Origin of the sequence: Gemmatimonas sp. (assembly GCF_021298855.1) — a bacterium.
Taxonomy (GTDB): domain Bacteria; phylum Gemmatimonadota; class Gemmatimonadetes; order Gemmatimonadales; family Gemmatimonadaceae; genus Gemmatimonas.
The window spans coordinates 11,643-30,224 of record NZ_JAJTHI010000022.1; the positions used below are offsets into that span (position 1 = coordinate 11,643).

Genomic DNA, 18,582 nt, shown 5'->3' on the forward strand with positions numbered 1-18,582 from the left:
CCTGGTTGCCTACGGAACTGCAGGCAACGGTTCACTTGCCGCCTCCCGCCGCCTTGATGGCGGCCGACTTCTCCGCCAGCGCGAGCAGCAACCGCTCGAGTTCGGCTTCGTAGGCCGCCGGTTCCATCGCCGCCTTGCGCGCCCGCAGCGCGGCCACCTGTGACTCGAGCGCCTGCCGTTCCTCCAGCAGGCGGGCCACGCGCGGATCCGTGGTGGCCGCGCGCGTGCCGAACGACATCCTGGCCGCCGCCGTGGAGTCGCTGAGCACGGCATGTTCGGTGAGCATGCGGTTGGTCGACTCGTACGACTTCGCCACCTCCGCGCGCGCAAAACGGAATGCCTCGAGCGCAGACAACCGTCCGTCCTTGTTCGCGTCGGCGTCGTCGGTGCTGAGGGCGCGGGCAAAATGCTGCAGAAACTCCGCATCGTTCTTTTCGACCGCCGAGCGCGTGGCGGTCACCACCACCCGGCCGCTGCCGGCAATGACCGGCACGAAATCCCCGCTCCCGGTGGCGGCGTTCACGAACACCACCTGTTGCGCGCCGAAGGGCGCCAGCCAGGCGGCGTACTCGCTGGCGGTGGCATCGGGGCCGGGCAGGTTGACCTTCGAGCCGGCGCCCTCACCACTCCCGTGGCCCACCAGGAGCACGAGCAGCACGTCGCCGGGGCGCGTCCGCCGCGACAGCGCGGCAAACGCGCGGGCGATATTGTCGCGGGTGGACCGCCCGTTGAAGGCCGTGGAATCCTCGGTGAGCACGATGAGACTGGAGTCGCTCACCCCCCATCGCGTCGCGGCGGCCGACCGCACGGCGCTCACGGCGCTGCCGAAGCGCGTCTTGAACGCCGGGTCCCCAGAGAGCCCCGAGACGATGAGAACGTGCGTGCTTTGTGCGGCCACGGCCCGCGGCGTTCCCGCTGCGGCCAGGCAGGCGAGCACGCCGGCCAGTCGTCGTCCCAGCGCCTTCATGCCAGTCCCCTCCAGCGACGGTAGCTCCACTCGGCCCCGAGCACGAAGGCCAGAAGAAGGAATACCGCCGGCATGTCCCACAGGTCCTTCGCCTCGCGCACGGTCACGCCGGCGTTCGTGTACACGGCGTCATCGGCGAGGGCGCCGGCCTCGGCGATCGGGTAGTAGCGCCCGCCGGTCTCGTCGGCAATGCGCCGCAGCAGCGGGGCCCGCAACTCGGCTTGCGCCACGTCGGCTCCCCGTTCGTCCACCAGCACCGTGGTGGTGACCGCCTGCACCGAATCGCGCCCCGTCACGGCCACCGCGTCCACGATGTAGCGTCCGGTGTCGCGGGGGGTGAAGCGGGCCGCGTAGCTGCCGTCGTCGCGCAGCGACCATTCGAGGGCCAGCGTCTCGCTGCCGCCTGTCGGTCCGGTCACGGTGGCCGTCACCTCCGCGTCGTTGATGTCTTCGAACTGGGGCGTGGCCACCTGCGCCCGCAGCACCACGGTCTCACCAGGGGCCACGCGGGCCGGAGTGGTGGTGACCTCGAAGGGCGACGGGGCGCCATCCACAAGCCAGCGCGTCATTTGGCGCCAGAACGTCTGGTGTGAGCGGTCTTCCACCGCGATGCTGGCGTCCATACGCCACAGCCATGAGTCCTGCGCCGTGAAGACCGCGCTCATGCCCCGCCCGTAGCGTTGCCATGCCAGCACGGGAACATCACTGCGTCCGTCTTCCGTGCGACCGGCAAGCAGCAGCGTGGCGCCGGCGCGCAGCGCGCCAACACGGTTCACCAATGTGAGCGGGGGCAGGGAGTCCCACCGCTGTCGCGAGGCGGCCAGGGTCTCCCGCAGCTGGAGGGCCGGGTGCACGTCACCGGCGCGCGTGGGGCGTACCTGCACCGAGGTGGCCGGCCCGTCCACGTTGATCTCGCCGCGCGTGAGGGTGAGGGGCAGGACGTCCGCGAGCGGCGTGCCGGCAAATCCGCCTTCACTGAGCGAGGCACGGCCACCCAGCACGAGCAGACCGCCACCACGAACGCTCACGAAGTCAGCCAGCATGCGCAGTTGTTCGCCGCTGAAGAAGGCTGCCTCGACGCTGCCGAGGATGATGGCGCGATAGCCGAAGAGCTCCTCGCGCGTGGTGGGAAATCCGTTGAGCAGGTCGAGACTGTCCCGCACACCGAGTCGCAGAAACTTGCGCTCGGCGCTGCGCATGAGTCCCACCACCTGCATGGCGCTGTCCTCGGCCACGGCGCGCCGCAGGAACGCGAATTCCGGGCGCGGTTCCCCTTCCACGTAGAGCACGCGCTCGGGGCCACTGCGCACCTCGAGACTGGTTTGCCACTCGTTGTTCTGCGTGACGACCTCGTTGGCGAGCGGACGCGCCCGCACGGCGAGGCGGTGTACGCCGGGCGGAAGCGGGGGAATGCGCATGCGCAGGGTGCCAAGATCCCCCTTGGCGGGTCGCGGCACAGTCTCCGTGGCGACCACGCGCCCGTCTGCTTCGAGCGTCACCGACACGCCGCGTTCGTCGAGGCCACGCATGCGGATGTCCGCTTCCACGACACCGGCCGCTCCGGCGAGCAGGCGCTGCGGCGCCTGCACCCGTTCCACCGCCACGTCGCGCGTGAAGCGCTCCGTGCCCACACCCACCGTGTAGACCGGCACCCGGCGGGCGCGCAGGCCGAGCAGCGCGTCGTCGAGGGAGGAGCGGCCGTTGTCGGCACCGTCGGTCACCAGCACGACGCCCGCGAGCGGCATTCCGTCGAGATCCTGTCGCACGTCGTCGAGCGTCTGCGCGAGGTCGGAGCGGGTCCCCGCTGCGCGTACCTCATCGGCGGCGCGCACCGGCGTGGCGCCGGCCGAAAAGCGGAAGCGGCGGATCGCGAAGCGGCCCCCCAGCGCGCGCATGAGCGCCGTGCTGTCATTGAAGGCGCGCTGCAGGACGGCGAGGCGCGATGCCGCGGCCGTGGTCGCGCTGTCTCCGCGCGCCATCGACGCACCGACATCGGTGATGCGCATGCTGCGCGAATCATCGAATACCACCGCGAGCACGTTGCGCTGCGGAACGGCCGCGGCAATCACCAGTCCGGGACGGAAGAGGCAGGCCAGTACCAGCAGTACGGCGGCCGTGCGCAACGCCGCGAGCAGCAGCCGATCACGCCAGGGCAGCGAGCGCAGGCGTACGTGACTGGCAACGATCAGCAGTACCAACACGATCGCGGCACCGACCAGCAGCGTGGCCGGTACGACCGGCGCCGTCACGAACTCCCCGCGGGCAAACGCGCGCGGGGAGTACTTGAAGAGCCAGGTGCCGATCGTGTCGAACCAGGATCCCACGTGAGAACGGCCGGTGAGGGACGGGAAGGGCAGGCGAACACGACATGGCACGGCACCCACACGGTGCGTCGGGCCCCCCGTGCATCCTAGGATGCACCCATGGACTCGCCCTGCACCAGCGCCACGCGGTCGTGCCGCGCGATGCATGAGCTAGACGCAACAGGGGCCCGCGACGTTGGCGCCGTCGTGACGACGCGACCAGCGCCTTAACGGTCAGGACCGACATGCGTCCAATGGGGTGAAGCGGGCGCCGGCAGGGCGACCGCCACACTCAACCGGAAGGCTTATATGACACATATCCGTTCCCGTCTGTTGCTGGCGACCGCGCTCGCCAGCCTGGCACTCGGCACCGTGGTTCAGGCACAGGCTGGTGCCGGGGCTCCCCGTCCGCGCGACGGCCAGGGGCCGGCCGGCACCATGCGTCGCGGTGGTCCGGCAGCTGGTCCCAACGCCGTGGCGGGTGACCGGCGCATGGGTCGTGCAGGACGTGGCAATCCGGCCGGCATGCTGTTGCGGATGCGGTCCGAACTGCAGCTGACCGATGAGCAGGTGAAGCGACTCGAAGCGCTGCAGGATGCGCCGGCCGTGCGGGCCAACGAGGCCGATCTGCTGCGGGCGCGTGCCGATCTGCTCGACGCCACTCAGGGCGATGGCAACCTGTCCAAGGCGCGTACCGCGCTCGATCGCATGAGTGCGCTGCGCAATGAACAGCTCATCGCCGGTCTCAAGCAGCGACAGGAGGTGCGTGGTGTGTTGACCACGCAACAGAAGACGCGCCTCGACAATCTGCGACGCGACATGCGGCAGCGCGGAGCCATGCGCGGACAGCGGGGCGCCGCGCGCGGCGGGCGAGGCATGCGGCGCGGTGCGTATGGGGGGCCGTTCCGCGGGCAGCGCGGTCCCGATGGAGCGATGCCGCCGGGGATGTACGGTGGCCGGGGACGGCGCGGCGCGCCCGAGGCACCAGTAGCGCCGGACAGCCAGTAACCGCAGCGCGCACCAGTGGGTTGCGAATGTCGCGTGCCCCCGATGCCTTAGGGTATCGGGGGCACGTGGCGGTTCGGCGTCCCGGTGGCGTGCTACGTGTTCGCCGATCGACCGCCGAGTCCCTGCGTCTGTCGCCACCGTGCCACGTCGGCAGGGGTATCCAGATCGAAGGCCCCGTCGCCGAGAGGCACGGCAATGGTGTCCTGCTGTAGCAGCGGCTTGGCACCCTGTTCACCAGACAGCATCTTCAGCCACGGCCAGTCGGCACGAGGGAGAATCGCGGGAATGCCGCGGGCAGGTGCCGTGGTTGCCGCTGCACTTGCGGCTGGCATAGACGCCCCCGCCACGTACGCCGCCGCCACGCGCTCCGTGCCAGTGAAGTGTGAGCGCAAGGCCACAAGGAACGGCGCGGTGACCGCAGGCATGTCACACGGCGCAATGAGCACGCCCTGTACGTCGTCGGTGGACGCGGTGAGGTCGATCAGCGCCCGCATCCCCGCGCCGATGGAGCTCCCCATGCCATGGGCCCATTCCGCATGCCGCACCACGTGCACCGATTCGTGCGCCAGACTGCGGGTTACCGCCTCGGCGGCGGCGCCAACAACGACGAGGAGCGGGGCGCACCCCGCATCGCGGAGCGCCCGCGCCATGCGCACGACCGCCGGAACGCCGGTCTCGTCCACCAGGAGTTGCTTGGGCTCGCCCAAGCGGCGCGACCCGCCTGCCGCCAACAGGAGCCCGGCGACGCTGCCTGGGGGCATGAGCGGGTCACTCAGCGGTCAGGAAACTCGGGGAGATCGCAGCGCAACGGCTGATCGGCCAACGCGCGCGCCGCGTCGCGAGCGAGGAGCTCGGGGGTCGGCGTGCGCGCATGAATGGGACTCTGACGCTCCCGCAGGAATCCCGCCGGGCGCGCGTGAATCACCGCCTCGATCTCGGCGATCGCCGCCAGCGCGATGGAGGCCGGCGTCTCCCCCCCAAGATCGAGGCCGATGGGCGCGTGGAGCTTGTGTCGCTGACGCGCCGTGAGCGGCGTGCCGCGCAGGGCGAGCTGCTGGGTGGCCTGCTCGGTGAGCTGCGTGGCGCGCTGCCGAGAACCCAGCACCCCCACGTAGCCGAACGGCAGCGGGAGCGTGGCGGTGAGCCACGCCACGTCGACGTCGAAGATGTGCGTCAGCAACGCAACGGCCGTGCGCTCGTCGTGCGGCAGTTGGGTCACCGCCTGCTGCACCGCCTCCATCTGTCCCACCCGACGCACCGCGACGCCCGCGGGCAGCTGCAGCCCGTCGAGCAGCGCCGGGCGGTGGTCGAGGACCGTGACCTGCCATCCCAACGTCGTGGCGATCTGCGCGAACGCCTCGGCGCCGCGCCCGGCCCCCACGCAGTGCAGCGCGACCGGTGCCACCAACGGCTCCACGAACACGGTGACGTCATCGGCGATCGCCTGCAGCACGGCCTGCCCGGTACGCCGCGTCGCCTGCACCAGCGGCGCGATCTCGGCATTTGGAACAAGCCGCGACTCATCGTGGAGGCGATGCCACCGACCATTGCTCACGTCGCCGTCGAGCAGCGCGCAGGTGGCCCCACTTCCCCGGGCATCGAGGACGGTCACCACCGCGCCCCCCTGCCGGCGGTTTCGCACCGATTCGGCTTGTACCATCCAGCGCCAATCGGGGAGTGGCTCCAGCAACAGATGCGCGATGCCGTCGCACCGGGCGCCGAAGCCCCAGATTGTCTCGAGGTCAGCCCGCAAGTCGTACCTGAGGCGCAAGGCCCGCCCGCTGGCACACACCTCGCTGGCGCGCGCCGCGACATCGCCCTCCAGACAGCCGCCGCTCACAGCCCCCGCCAGCACCCGCGCCTCGGCGTCGACCAGCAAGCGCGCCCCAGGCTGTCGGTATGACGAGCCGTCCACCTGCACGAGGGTGGCGAGCGCCAGCGGGACGTCGGGCCGTGCCAGACGCGCGGCCTGGGCGGCACGCGCAAGATCGACGAAGCCGGACACGATCGCTCCTGGGGGGAAGGCAGGGATGACGGGCTGCCGCGCACAGCGGCACGCAACGGCGTACACCGATGGGCAAAGAATAGACCGCGCAGGACGGCTTCGCCAACGCCGCGTGCGCCGTGAAACCCCCGCGTTCCGGTTTCCGTTACGTCTCTCGGGTGGAGACCTAACGCTGTTCCACAATACGGCAAGCAAGTGCCTGCTTGCACGCAAGCATGTACTTGCATAACGTGTCGGTATGACTGAAGACCATCGGCAGCGGATCCTCCAGGCAGCGGGGCGCGTCTACACCCAGCATGGCTGGCGCGGGGCAACCACGCGCCGCATCGCCGAGGAGGCAGGCGTGAACGAAGTCACGCTGTTCCGGCACTTCGGTTCCAAGGACGCGCTGCTCGAGCAGATGATGCGCGACCTCGCGGCGGCCAAGGAGCAGGAGCGGCTCCCGGACGACCCGCGGGAGCCGGAGGCCGAGCTGTACGCCTGGGCGCGCGCGCATCACTCCGAGACCTGCGGCATGCGGCCGCTCATCCGGCAGATGATGTCCGACCTCGAGGAGCGGCCCGACCTCGCGCCGTGCGCCGTCAGTGGGCCGCACGGCGCAATGATGCAGCTGCGCCGCTACGTGCACCAGCTGTACGTGGCCGGCTACATCGATCACGACAAGGTGGCCACGCCCACCGAAATCGACGCGGCCGTCACGATGTTCATGGGCGCGGTCTTCGCCGACGGCATGAACCGCGACGTGATGCCCATGATGTTCACCCAGCCGGTGGAGGACTCGCTGCGTGCGTACGTACGCCTCTTCCTCCGCGGGTTGCATGTGTTGTCTCAACCGGCCGTACGCGCGCCGCTGATGGCGCCCGAGTCGACCCTTACCGCGATCCCCGAATGATGGTGACTCTCCGTGTCCGCGCGCATCGCGCGGCACTTGCTCCCTTGGCGGTGGCCGCCCTGCTGGCTGCGGCGTCGCCGTTGTCGGCGCAGCGGCCAACAGCCGCCCCGCGACCACTCTCGCTGACTGACGCCCTGCGCCTGGCCGGGGCCACGAGCGAAGCCGTGGAACTTGCCCGTGCCGGCGCGCAGCGCGCGCGTGGCCAGCAGGCGCAGGCGCGCTCTGCCGGGTTGCCGCAAGTGAACACCACCTTGAACTGGCAGCGGCAGCTGCAGAACCAGTTCGCCGCCGTGGCCAATCGTGGTGGAGGGGGCGGGGCTGGTACCGGGGGAGGGGCCGACTCGTCGCAGGCGGACAATCCCATCACCCGCATCTTCGCGTCGCCGTACAACTTCAATTTCGGGCTCATTGCTTCGCAGCCGCTCTACACGGGCGGACGCGTCGCCGCCGGCATGCGCGGCGCGCGCTATGCACGCGAGTCGGCCGACCTTGCGATAACCAGCGCCGAAGCACAGGTACAGCTCGATGTCACGTCGGCCTACTACGATGCGCTGCTTGCCGAGCGGCTGGCCATCATTGCCGACTCGGCCTTCGTCCAGGCTGAGCGGACCCTGCGGCAGGTGCAGCTCACCCGCAATGTGGGGTCCACGTCGGAGTTCGAGCTCATTCGTGCGCGCGTGACACGCGACAACCAGCGTCCGGCGCTGCTGCAGGCGCGGACCACGCGCGAAACGGCCCTCATTCGGCTGCGGCAACTGCTCGACTTGCCTGCCGATCAGCCGCTCCAGCTCACCGACAGCATCGCGGAACTGCCCGTGCCAGCGTCCGCCCCGGCTGGCGCCATCGCGACCATCAATGTGAACGCCGACTCGGTGCTGGCCGCGGACCCGCGTGTGCAGGGCGAGGTGTCGCGGCTGGTGGCCGCCAGCGATACCGCGGCGCGCGCACGCGCCGCCGTGCGTCAGGCCGCTTACGGGGTGAATGTGGCCGAGCAGCAGTTGCGTGCCACCAAGGCGCAGCGTCTGCCGCAGCTCTCGGCCACGACCAACTACCAGCGACTGGCGCCGACGCCCACCGTCCTGCCGCGCAGCCTCTCCGACTTCCTCCCCAACTGGACCGTGGGTATCGGGCTGTCCTATCCGCTCTTCACCGGCGGCAACGTGCGCGGGCAGATCACCGCCGCAGAGGCCGGCGTGGTGGAAGCACGACAGCGCCTCAAGCAGGCCGAAGAAGGCGCCACGCTCGATGCGCGTCTGGCCGCCCTGCAGCTCACCGAAGCGGAGACCAACTGGCAGGCCAGCATCGGCACGGCGGAGCAGGCCCAGCGTGCCTACGCCATTGCCGAGGTGCGCTTCCGCGAAGGCATCTCCACGCAACTCGAACTGTCGGAAACCCGTGTGCAGCTGCAGCAGGCGCTCGCCAACCGGGCGCGGGCTGCGCGCGACCTGCAAGTGGCCCGCAAGCGCCTTGAACTTCTCCCGTATCTCCCGTTGTCGGCTGGCGGCGCGTCCGTTCCGATGTCGGCTTCCATGAACATGGGTATCTCCCGATGACCACCGCTTCGCGCCGATCGGCGCATTACACGATGCTCGCCGTCACGACGCTGTCGCTCGCTCCGCTCGCTGCCTGCGGCAGCAAGGCGGAGGCACCCGCCGACCAGGCGGCCGCCGTCCAGACCATCGGTCCCGACAACATGGCCGTGGCCATCTCCGACACGCTGAGCAGCGGCCCCAGTATCTCGGGTACGCTCGCGGCCGACCGTGAGGCGCGGCTGCGCGCCGAGGTGGCCGGCGCCGTGCTGCAGACATACGCCGACGCCGGGCAGCGCGTGAACGCGGGCACGGTGCTCGCCCGCATCGACGACTCCGCGGTGCGTGATGCCGCCCTGTCCGCGCGTTCGGGCGTGACGCAGGCCTCGGTCGCGGCGCAGCAGGCCGAACGCGAACTGCAGCGCGCCCGCACGCTCGCGGCGGCGGGAGCCATCGCCGACCGTGACGTGGAGGGCGCCGAGCGCGCCAACCTCTCGGCGCAGGCCGGGCTCGCCGAGGCACAGGCGCGGCTCTCATCGGCGGAAAAGAATCTGCGCAACACGGTTGTGCGTGCCCCCTTCGCCGGCATCGTCGCGGAGAAGGCGGTGAGCCCGGGCGACATCGTGACGCCGGGGAGCGCGATGTTCACGGTGATCGATCCGCGCAGCCTGCGCGTGGAGGCCTCGGTGCCCGCCGTATCCCTTGGCGAGGTCCGGGTGGGCGCCCCGGTCACCTTCACGGTGAACGGCGCCGATCGCGCGCTCACGGGGCGCGTCACGCGCATCGCGCCCATGGTGAACGCGCAGACCAAGCAGGTGGCCATTCAGGCCTCCGTGCCCAACAACGCCGGGGTGCTGGTGGCGGGCCTCTTCGTCGAAGGCCGCGTCTCGTCGCAGAAGCGCGTCGGGGTGCTCGTCCCGGAGCAGGCCGTGGACCAGACCGGCATCACGCCCAGCGTGATGCGCCTCAAGGGCGGCAAGGTGGAAAAGGTGGACGTACTGCTCGGCTTGCGTGACGAGGTGGCCGAGCGGGTAGAAGTGACCACCGGGCTGGCCAGCGGCGACACGGTGCTGCTGGGTGCCGCGCGCGGCATCTCGGTGGGCGTGCCCGTCACGGTGTCGGCGCCGAGCGACGCGCCGGGCCAGCGGGCGACCACCAGGGGCATCGCGCCGGCGACCGACTCGGCCCGGCCGATCTCGAAGAACTGAGCACCCTCCGCGACTCTCCGCAGCTCATCCCAAGGCACCCATGTTCATTTCCGATTTCGCGATCAAGCGGCCACTGATCACCGTGGTGGCCATGCTGGCCCTCGTGGGGTTCGGGCTGGTCGCGCTGTTCCAGCTGCAGACCGACGAGTTCCCCGAGGTGCAGCCGCCGGTCGTGCTCACGACGGTCATCTATCCCGGCGCCTCGCCGGAGCAGGTGGAACGTGAGGTCCTCGAGCCGATCGAGGAAGCCATCCAGTCCATCTCCGGCGTGAAGAAGATGGAGGGCGAGGCGCGCGACGGCTTTGCGCAGATCATCACCACCTTCGTGTACTCGAAGGATCTGCAGGAGGCCTCGCAGGAGATCCGCGACGCCATCGGCACCAAGCGACAGGACCTGCCGCAGGAAATCGAAGAACCGATCCTGCGCAAGTTCAATCCCACGGACGCTCCCATCGTGACGCTGGGGCTCTCGTCCACCACGCTGTCACCCGCGCAGCTCACGCTGCTGGCCGACCCCGGCATCACGCGGGAACTGCGCGCCATTCCCGGCGTGGCCGACGTGTCGGTGACCGGTTCGGTGAAGCGGGAACTCACCGTCAATCTCGACCCGCAGCGGCTGCTGTCGGCCGGGATCTCGGTGCCGCAGGTGGTGTTGGCGCTGCAGCAGGGAAACCTCGCGGTGCCGGTGGGACGGGTGAACGGCGCGCTGGATGAGCGCACCATCCGCCTGCGCGGTCGCCTCGATGGTCCGCAGGACTTCATGGCCCTCGTGGTCGCCGAGAAGGGCGGGCGGGTCGTGCGCCTCGGCGACGTGGCAACGGCCGAGGACGGGATCGAGGAGCAGCGGACGCTCGCGCTCTACAACGGCAAGGATGCCGTCGGCATCGAGATCAAGAAGACCAAGGGGTACAGCACCACCGCGGTCGCCGAAGCGATTCTCGCGAAGGTGGGCACCCTGGAGAAGGTCATGGCGCAGCAGGGTGCCACGCTGGCCGTGATCAAGAACAAGGGGCAGCGTGTCACCAACTCCGTGAACAACGTGCAGAGCGCCCTCATCGAAGGGGCCGTGCTCACGGTGCTCGTGGTGTTCCTGTTCCTCAACTCGTGGCGCTCCACGGTCATTACGGGGCTTGCCCTGCCGGTGTCGGTGCTGGCCAGCTTCGTGGCGGTGTGGGCCTTCGGCTTCACGCTCAACACGATGTCGCTGCTCGGGCTGTCGCTCGCCATCGGCATTCTCATCGACGACGCCATCGTCGTGCGAGAGAACATCGTGCGGCACGTGGAGATGGGGAAGGATCATTACACCGCCGCGCGGGAGGGCACCGACGAAATCGGCCTCGCGGTGGCCGCGACCACGTTCTCCATCGTGGCGGTGTTCGTCCCCATCGCCTTCCTCGAAGGAGAGTCGGGGCAATGGTTCAAGCCGTTCGCGCTCACCATCGCCTGTTCGGTGCTCGTGTCGCTCTTCGTGTCCTTCTCGCTCGACCCCATGCTGTCGGCCTACTGGCCCGATCCGCATCTCGAGGAGCACCAGAAGAGCTGGATCACGAAGCAGCTGGACAAGTTCAACCACTGGTTCAACGGTCTGGCCGCCGGCTATCGGCGCCTCATCGGCTGGGCCCTCGATCATCCCAAGAGCATGGTGTCGCTGGCGGTGGGGACCTTCCTGTTTGCCCTCGCCATGCCGGCGCTCGGTTTCGTGGGGGGCGGCTTCTTCCCGCTCGAGGACAACGCCGAACTCAACATGACGGTGGAAACCCCGCCGGGCGCCAACGTGGACTACCTGCGGCAGAAGGTCTCGGAGGCCATTCGCCTGGCCGATCCGTCCCGGCATCCGGAAGTGCTGTACAGCTTCGTGACGGCCGGCGGGGCGAGCGGCGCCGTGGACAAGGCCAGCGTGTATCTCAAGCTCCGTCCCAAGGGCGAGCGCCTCAAGGACGGACAGCTCTCGGCCGAGGCGCTGGGCGACGTGATGCGCAAGGAAGTGGCGGGGATCGGCGGTGCGTCCGTCTCGCTGTACACCAACGACTTCGCGGGCCAGCAGAAGCAGATCTCGCTGGAGCTGCGCGGCAACAACAAGGACGCGCTGCAGAAGACCGCCGATCAATACCTGGCGGTCATGAAGGGAACCCCGGGGGCGGTCGACGTGGCGCTCAGCACCAAGGGGCAGAAGCCGGAACTCACCGTGCAGGTGGATCGCGGCCTCGCCGGCGCCCTGGGCGTGAGTGTGGGGCAGGTGGCCACCGCCATTCGTCCGGCGTTCGCCGGCCTCGATGCCGGTGACTGGGTGGATCCCACCAACGAAACGCGCAAGGTCATGGTGCGGCTCGCCCCGGAAGCGCGTGCGCGTGGCGCCGATCTCGCGCAGTTGCCGATTGCCGTGGGGCAGGGGGCCAATGGGGCGCTCATTCCGCTGCAGCAGGTGGCGCGCATCAAGAGCGAACTCGGGCCGGCCATCGTGAACCACCTCAATCGCGACAACGTGATCAAGGTGGAGGCGAACATCGCCGGGCGTTCGCTCAGCGAAGTGCAGGCCGACATCGAGAAGGGGCTGGCGAACATCACCCTGCCGCCGGGCATCTCGGTGTCGAGCGGAGGCCAGGTGGAGCAGCAGCAGGAGGTCTTCAGCAGCATCTTCATCGCGCTTGGCGTGGCGGTGACGCTCATGTACCTCATTCTGGTGGTGCAGTTCGGCTCCTTTCTGGATCCGATCTCCATCCTCATTTCCCTGCCGCTCTCGCTCATCGGCGTCATGGGAGCGCTGGCGCTCACCGGCAACACGATCAACCTCATGAGCCTCATCGGGGTGATCCTGTTGTGCGGCATCGTGGCCAAGAACGCCATCCTGCTCATCGACTTCGCCAAGTGGGCGCGCGAAAAGAACGGCATGCCCCTGCGCGAGGCACTCATCGAGGCAGGCGCCATTCGGCTGCGCCCCATCCTCATGACGACCTTCGCGCTCATCGCCGGCATGGTACCGGTCGCACTGGGACGGGGAGAAGGCGCGCAATTCCGTGCCCCACTGGGGGTCGCCGTGATCGGCGGCGTGATCACCAGCACCGTGCTCACGCTGCTCGTGATCCCCACCTTCTACGAGATCTTCGATCGCTGGCGCACGCGCCTGTCGCGCATGGTCGGGCTCACGCCGCCACGCACCGGGGAGTTCCGCACCTTCGAAATGCCGGTGCCCGAAGCCGGTGACTGACTCGAGGGCCACGGCGTGACGAGAGCAGACCGGTGCGCGTTAGATTAGCAACGTATGCGCGTGCCGGTTTCTCTCCTCGTTGCTGAAGCCTCCTGGCTTTCCATGCTGACCGACGCGCCGTGGACGTACATCGTCCTCGGCGCGTCGGCGATTCTCACGGAGGAGTTGGCGCCGATCTTCGGTGGCATCGCCGTGCACGAGAAGGAACTGCGCCTCGTGCCGCTGCTCCTGGCGATCACGCTGGGCGGATGGATTGCCACCGCGCTGCTGTACACGGTCGGGCGCCTCAAGTGGGAGGCCATTCGGCGACGCTTTCCGCGCACACGCGCCACCGGTACCGTGGCACTGCGCGTGGTACGCCGCAATCCGGTCACCGCGTCGTTCCTGGTTCGCTTCGCCTTCGGGCTGCGCATCGTGCTGCCCATGGCGTGCGGGGCGGCGCGCATGCCCCTGTACCTGTATCTCCCGATATCACTGCTCGGGTCCATCGCCTGGACCGCGGTGTTCACCGCCGTGGGCTATGTGGCCGGGGAAGCGGCTGTGCAGGCCATTGGGCATCTCAGCAAGGTGGGCGAGATCGTCGGCGCGGTGATCGTGACCGTGGCCGTCTTCGCCTTCCTGCGCTGGCAGCGCCGGCGGCGAGAGCGGAAGGCCGAGCGGCGCGCCATGGTACAGCGCGCGCTCGACGCGTCCCGCCACGACGCGTAGCGCCACAGGGCGCTATGCGCCCCCTTCGATTTCCGCGGCTGCGGCCCGCAGCTCGCGCCACGCCAGCGCGATGTGCTGGCGATCGGTGCGGATGTTGCCAATGGCCAGACGCAACGTGTACTGCTCGCCAAGCTTGGTGTGTGACAGGTAGACCGCTCCGCGCGCGTTGACCCGTTCCATGATGCGGGCGTTGAGCCCGGCGATCGCCGCTTCGTCGGCACCGGGTGGCACGCGCCGAAAGCAGACCAGCGACAACGTCACCGGGGCCATCAGCTCCCAGCCACCCTCGAAGTGCACCATGCCGGCGAACTCGCGCGCCAGCTCGCACTGGTGCCGGATCCGCTCGGCGAGTCCGTCGCGGCCGTAGGCCCGCAGCACCATCCACAGCTTGAGTGAGCGGAAGCGCCGCCCCAACTGTATGCCATAGTCCATCAGGTTCACGGTCTCACTCGTCGTGGCGGTGACGAGATACTCCGGCAACAGCGCGAACGCCTGCTTGAGGGACTGTGGATCGCGCGTGTACAGCACCGAGCAGTCCATCGGGGTGAACAGCCACTTGTGCGGGTTCACCACCAGCGAGTCGGCGCCGTCCACACCGTCGAGCACATAGCGCAGCTCCGGCACGATGGCGGCCACGCCGGCGTAGGCAGCGTCCACATGCACCCAGCACCCGAAGCGCCGGGCCGTGCGTACCACCTCGGGCACCGGATCGATGCTGGTCATGCCGGTGGTCCCCACACAGGGCACCACGGCCATGGGGCGATAGCCGGCCGCCACGTCGGCCGCGAGCGCCGCCTCCAGGGCGTCGGCACGCAGGCGGAACTGTGTGTCGGTGGCGATCTTGACCAGGTTGTCGTGCCCGAGCCCCAGCGCGATGACCGCCTTGTCGATCGACGAGTGCGCGTGCTCGCTGCAGTAAACCCGCAGGCGCGGCAGGTCGGAGCGGGCCGCCATGCCTTTGCTGCGCACGTCCAGGCCGGTGCGTTCCCGGGCCGCCGCCAGTGCGTAGAAGGTGCTCACGCTCGCCGTGTCGGTGATCTCACCGAACCACCCGTCGCCCAACCCCATGAGCTGCCGCAGCCAGTCGAGTGTGACCTGCTCGAGCTCCGTGACGGCCGGACTGGTGATCCAGAGCATACCGTTGGCGTTCAGGCCGGCGGCCAGCAGTTCGCCAAGGATACCCGGGTACGCGCCCGAGTTGGCGAAGTAGGCGAAGAACGCCGGGTGATTCCAATGGGTGATACCGGGGACGATGGTGCTGATGAAGTCGCGCAGCATCGCCTCGAGTGGCTCCCCACGCACGGGAGGCGATGGGGGGAGCGCCTCCCGGATGTCGCCGGGGCGCACGCGGCTGCGCACCGGATACTGACCGCTCGATTCGAGGTACTCGGCAATCCATTCGATCGCGGCGTGGGCGGCGGTGCGAAACTCCGCGGGGGACAGGTCCCCGGTCAGTGGTGGCGTGGACATGCCTCAACTTAGCAGGAACTGCCCGGATTCATCGGAGGTCGGATGGATGCCGGAAATCGGCGTCGGGACTGCTGTCGGAGGTCCGAGGTGGGATGGCTACCCGCAAGGCCCCAACCGATGACTCGCGTGCGTCGGTAGCCCAAACACCTCCGACTTCCGATCTCGGACAACCGTCCCACGTCCGGCTTCGGGCATCGGTCCGACATCCGAACGCATCCGACATCCGAACGCATCCGACATCCGAGCCCTTGGTCAGGGGATGCGGGGGACTCCGCCTGACACCAGAAACTCCACCGCCAGCGTGCTCATGGCGCGCACGCCCACGGGCAGCGCGTTGTCGTCACCCTGGAAGAGCGGGGAATGGTTGCTTGCCACGCCGAACAGGTCCACCGAGGGCGGGGTGACGGACAAGTTGAAGAAGAACCCGGGGGCTTTCTCGGCGAAACGCGAGAAGTCCTCACCAGCCATGCTCCCCGACTTGTTCTCGAAGACCCCGGCCGGGGTCCCCACGCGCTTGAGCGTCTGCGAAAAGCGTGACACCATGGCGGTGTTGTTGATCGTGCTGCCGTAGCCCAACACCACATCCACCTGCGCGGTGGCACCGTGCGCTTCGGCGATGTTCTGCGCCAGCTGCTTCATGCGCTGCCCCACCAGCTCCCGTGCCTTGGGATCGAAGGTGCGGATGGTGCCGATCATCCACACCGAATCGGGGATGATGTTCTCGCGCAGGCCGCCGTGAATGGCCCCCACGGTCACGACGGCCGGACCAGTCGTGAGGTCGAGTGAACGCGACACAATGGTTTGCAGCGCCGACACGATCTCGGCGCTCACCACGATCGGGTCAACGGTGGTGGAGGGAAACGCACCATGTCCCTGCTTGCCGCGCACGATGATCTTCCAGCTGTCGGAGGCGGCGCTGATCGACCCGCTGCGGAAGCTCATGGCCCCCAGCGGCCCCGGCCCCACGTGCAGCCCGAAGACGCCATCGACGCCGTTCATCACGCCGGCCTCGATCATGGGCTGGGCACCGCCGCGCGGCGGCACTTCCTCGGCCGGCTGGAAGAGAAACTTCACCGTGCCCGGCAGCTGCGCCCGAAGGCCCGCAAGGACTTCGGCAGTCCCCATGAGCATGGCGGTGTGCATGTCGTGGCCGCAGGCGTGCATGACGCCGGTCTCAACGCCGTTGTACACCGTGCGCACCATGCTCTTGTACGGCACATCCACCGCCTCGGTGACCGGCAGCGCATCCATGTCGGCGCGCAGCGCCACCGTGGGGCCAGGCTTGCCACCCTTGAGGATGCCCACGACGCCGGGAATCCCGCCCACGTTCTCCTGTACCTCCATGCCCAGCGACTTGAGGTGGGCAGCCACCAGCGCCGCCGTGCGCTTTTCCTGATACCCGAGTTCGGGGTGCTGGTGAATGTCGTGCCGCCATGCCGTGACCTTGCCGGCGATGGCGGTGGTGCGACGGTCGATCTCCGCCTGCAGGGCGGCATTGAACGGGGGCTGCTGCGCCGCCGCGGCAGGGAGCGGCAGCAACAGCAGCAGGACAGCTGTCGCGGTACGCCGCGTGGTCCGACGCATCAGTTGTTCCCCTTCGGCTTGGCTTCGATGGGGCGTACCGTGGGATACTCGATCCCCAGCTGCTCGAGATAGGTTTTGTACTTGGAGGGATCGTAGTAGAACTTCTGCAGCTGCGGCTTGTACTTCGCCATGATGTCGGCGTTGAGCCAGATGGGCGGCTGGTCCGACGGGCGGATGAACGGCTGGTACTTCACCGTCTTGGTCTGCACGTTCTTGAAGTAGTCCCACGCGTCCGTCACCACCTTGGGGGTGAGCAGGATGTCGAGCAGCGTGAGCGCCTGCACCTTGGCGCCGGCCAGGGCTCCCTTGTGCGCAATGGGCGTGGCCATGGAGATGGCGTTCGCCCAGTTGTGCCCAGGCAGCGACGGAATGTTGGAGGGGAAGCGCAGCGTGACCGTGGGCACGTTCCACGCAATGTCGCCGATGTCGTCGGAGCCACCGCCCATCCAGTTCTGCGGCGTCTCCGATCCACGCAGCTGCTTGTTCACTTCGCTCGACAGGCCGAAGTCCGGCTGACCCAGTTCCCGCTGGATCCCCTTGGCGAGGGTCTGGTCCTTGTCGTCCCACACCGGCATGCCCACCGTCTGGATGTTCTGGTGCATGGCCTCCGCCACCGGCTTGCTGAAGTGCGCCGACCAGCCGGAACCCAGGATCATCACCGTGTCGAGCTTCGTGTCGGTCATCATCGCGGCGCCCTGCGCGATGCGCTTGCCCGTGTCGAACAGCTCCATCGTGCGCGGGTAGTCCTGCTCACGGAAGTAGAACCAGATGCTGGCAGTGCTCGGCACGACGTTCGGCTGATCACCGCCATCCTTGATCACGTAGTGCGAGCGCTGCTGCAGGCGCAGGTGTTCACGGCGGTACTCCCATCCCTGCGCCATGAGCATCACGGCATCCAGCGCCGACTGGCCGCGCCAGGGTGCGCCGGCCGCGTGCGCGCTGGACCCCTTGAAGCGGAACTCAGCGGAAATGAGGGCGCTCGATCCGCTCGCGCCCCACTGCACGCCGAGGTCGTTGCTCACGTGCGTGAACAGCGTGACATCGGTGTTCTTGAAGATGCCGGCGCGCACCAGGAACGCCTTGCCCGCCATCTGCTCCTCGGCAATGCCGGGCCAGAGCAACAGGGTGCCGTTGATCTTGTCGCGCTGCATGAGCTGCTTCACCACGATCGCGGCCACGACATTGAGCGCCTGCCCCGCGTTGTGTCCTTCACCGTGGCCGGGGCCCTGCACGACCATGGGGTCCTTGTAGCCCACCCCGGGCTTGTTGCTGGCCTGGGGAATGCCATCCACGTCGGAGCCCAGCGAAATCTCCGGCTTGCCGGTGCCGTAGCTCCACTTGGCGGTCCACGCCGTGGGAATGCCGGCGACCCCCTTCTCGATCTTGAAGCCTTCCTTCTCGAGCAGCGTGGTCAGGTACTTCTGCGACTCCCATTCCTGGAATCCGAGCTCCTGGAAGGAGAAGAGCATGTCCACGATTTCCTGCACCTGCTTGGCGCGCCCCTGCACCATCTGCAGGGCCTCTTCCTTGAGCTTGGCCAGGCGCGGGTCGGCGGCGGCCACCTGCATGGTGGCGGGAGCGGGCGACGGCTCCTGTGCGCCAGCGGCGCCTGGCAGTGCCGCCAGGGCAGCGAGGGAGGAGAGCGCGGCCACGGCCGCGTGCTGTCGGGACGAACGAACCAATTGCGGGCGGAAGCGCACGGG

At 68.7% G+C, this 18,582-nt stretch carries 13 protein-coding genes; 6 read left to right on the top strand and 7 right to left on the bottom strand.

Translation table 11 applies throughout. The features are described from left to right. Positions 1 to 31 precede the first annotated feature (31 nt). Both LW840_RS08145 and LW840_RS08150 read right to left on the bottom strand, forming a co-directional pair. Complete coding sequence (locus LW840_RS08145) at positions 32 to 967, bottom strand: hypothetical protein (protein ID WP_291269515.1); 936 nt, start codon at positions 965 to 967, stop codon at positions 32 to 34. Then, a complete protein-coding gene (locus tag LW840_RS08150) occupies positions 964 to 3,291 on the bottom strand; it encodes a glutamine amidotransferase (protein WP_291273238.1) in 2,328 nt (775 codons plus the stop codon). Before LW840_RS08150 ends, LW840_RS08145 begins: the two co-directional genes overlap by 4 nt. A gap of 288 nt (positions 3,292 to 3,579) precedes the next feature. Here LW840_RS08150 and LW840_RS08155 point away from each other — a divergent pair, with 288 nt between their 5' ends. Continuing rightward, positions 3,580 to 4,278, top strand: coding sequence for a Spy/CpxP family protein refolding chaperone (locus tag LW840_RS08155; protein WP_291269513.1), 699 nt, complete (start codon positions 3,580 to 3,582; stop codon positions 4,276 to 4,278). A gap of 92 nt (positions 4,279 to 4,370) precedes the next feature. Here LW840_RS08155 and LW840_RS08160 read toward each other — a convergent pair whose 3' ends face one another. Both LW840_RS08160 and LW840_RS08165 read right to left on the bottom strand, forming a co-directional pair. Further along, complete coding sequence (locus LW840_RS08160) at positions 4,371 to 5,039, bottom strand: nucleotidyltransferase family protein (protein WP_291273237.1); 669 nt, start codon at positions 5,037 to 5,039, stop codon at positions 4,371 to 4,373. Positions 5,040 to 5,050: 11 nt separating this feature from the next. After that, the gene (locus LW840_RS08165) at positions 5,051 to 6,283 is read right to left on the bottom strand and encodes an XdhC/CoxI family protein (RefSeq protein ID WP_291273236.1); all 1,233 of its coding nucleotides are present in this window, start codon (positions 6,281 to 6,283) and stop codon (positions 5,051 to 5,053) included. 238 nt (positions 6,284 to 6,521) lie between these two features. Here LW840_RS08165 and LW840_RS08170 point away from each other — a divergent pair, with 238 nt between their 5' ends. Genes LW840_RS08170 through LW840_RS08190 form a run of 5 tightly spaced genes read left to right on the top strand, consistent with a single transcriptional unit; the run spans position 6,522 to position 13,825 of the window. Further along, positions 6,522 to 7,175 carry a TetR/AcrR family transcriptional regulator gene (locus LW840_RS08170; protein WP_291260371.1) on the top strand — a complete coding sequence of 218 codons (654 nt, stop codon included), beginning with the start codon at positions 6,522 to 6,524 and terminating at the stop codon, positions 7,173 to 7,175. Continuing rightward, a complete protein-coding gene (locus LW840_RS08175; protein WP_291273235.1) occupies positions 7,172 to 8,728 on the top strand; it encodes a TolC family protein in 1,557 nt (518 codons plus the stop codon). The genes LW840_RS08170 and LW840_RS08175 overlap by 4 nt, the downstream gene beginning before the upstream one ends. Next, on the top strand, positions 8,725 to 9,912 hold the full coding sequence (locus LW840_RS08180; protein ID WP_291273234.1) for an efflux RND transporter periplasmic adaptor subunit: 1,188 nt from the start codon (positions 8,725 to 8,727) through the stop codon (positions 9,910 to 9,912). The genes LW840_RS08175 and LW840_RS08180 overlap by 4 nt, the downstream gene beginning before the upstream one ends. Positions 9,913 to 9,952: 40 nt before the next feature. Next, positions 9,953 to 13,117 (top strand): efflux RND transporter permease subunit, encoded by a 3,165-nt coding sequence (locus tag LW840_RS08185; RefSeq protein ID WP_291269508.1) that lies wholly within the window; start codon positions 9,953 to 9,955, stop codon positions 13,115 to 13,117. Positions 13,118 to 13,177: 60 nt separating this feature from the next. Then, positions 13,178 to 13,825 (top strand): DedA family protein, encoded by a 648-nt coding sequence (locus tag LW840_RS08190; protein ID WP_291260367.1) that lies wholly within the window; start codon positions 13,178 to 13,180, stop codon positions 13,823 to 13,825. 12 nt (positions 13,826 to 13,837) lie between these two features. Here the strand turns inward: LW840_RS08190 and LW840_RS08195 are convergent, their stop codons facing one another. From LW840_RS08195 to LW840_RS08205, 3 genes are all read right to left on the bottom strand, one after another. Next, entirely contained in the window at positions 13,838 to 15,295 is a 1,458-nt protein-coding gene (locus LW840_RS08195) for a pyridoxal-dependent decarboxylase (RefSeq protein ID WP_291276784.1), read from the bottom strand. A 252-nt stretch (positions 15,296 to 15,547) separates the two neighbouring features. After that, the gene (locus LW840_RS08200) at positions 15,548 to 16,879 is read right to left on the bottom strand and encodes an amidohydrolase (RefSeq protein ID WP_291276785.1); all 1,332 of its coding nucleotides are present in this window, start codon (positions 16,877 to 16,879) and stop codon (positions 15,548 to 15,550) included. Then, the gene (locus LW840_RS08205) at positions 16,879 to 18,447 is read right to left on the bottom strand and encodes an amidohydrolase (RefSeq protein ID WP_343213644.1); all 1,569 of its coding nucleotides are present in this window, start codon (positions 18,445 to 18,447) and stop codon (positions 16,879 to 16,881) included. The genes LW840_RS08200 and LW840_RS08205 overlap by 1 nt, the downstream gene beginning before the upstream one ends. Positions 18,448 to 18,582 lie beyond the last annotated feature (135 nt).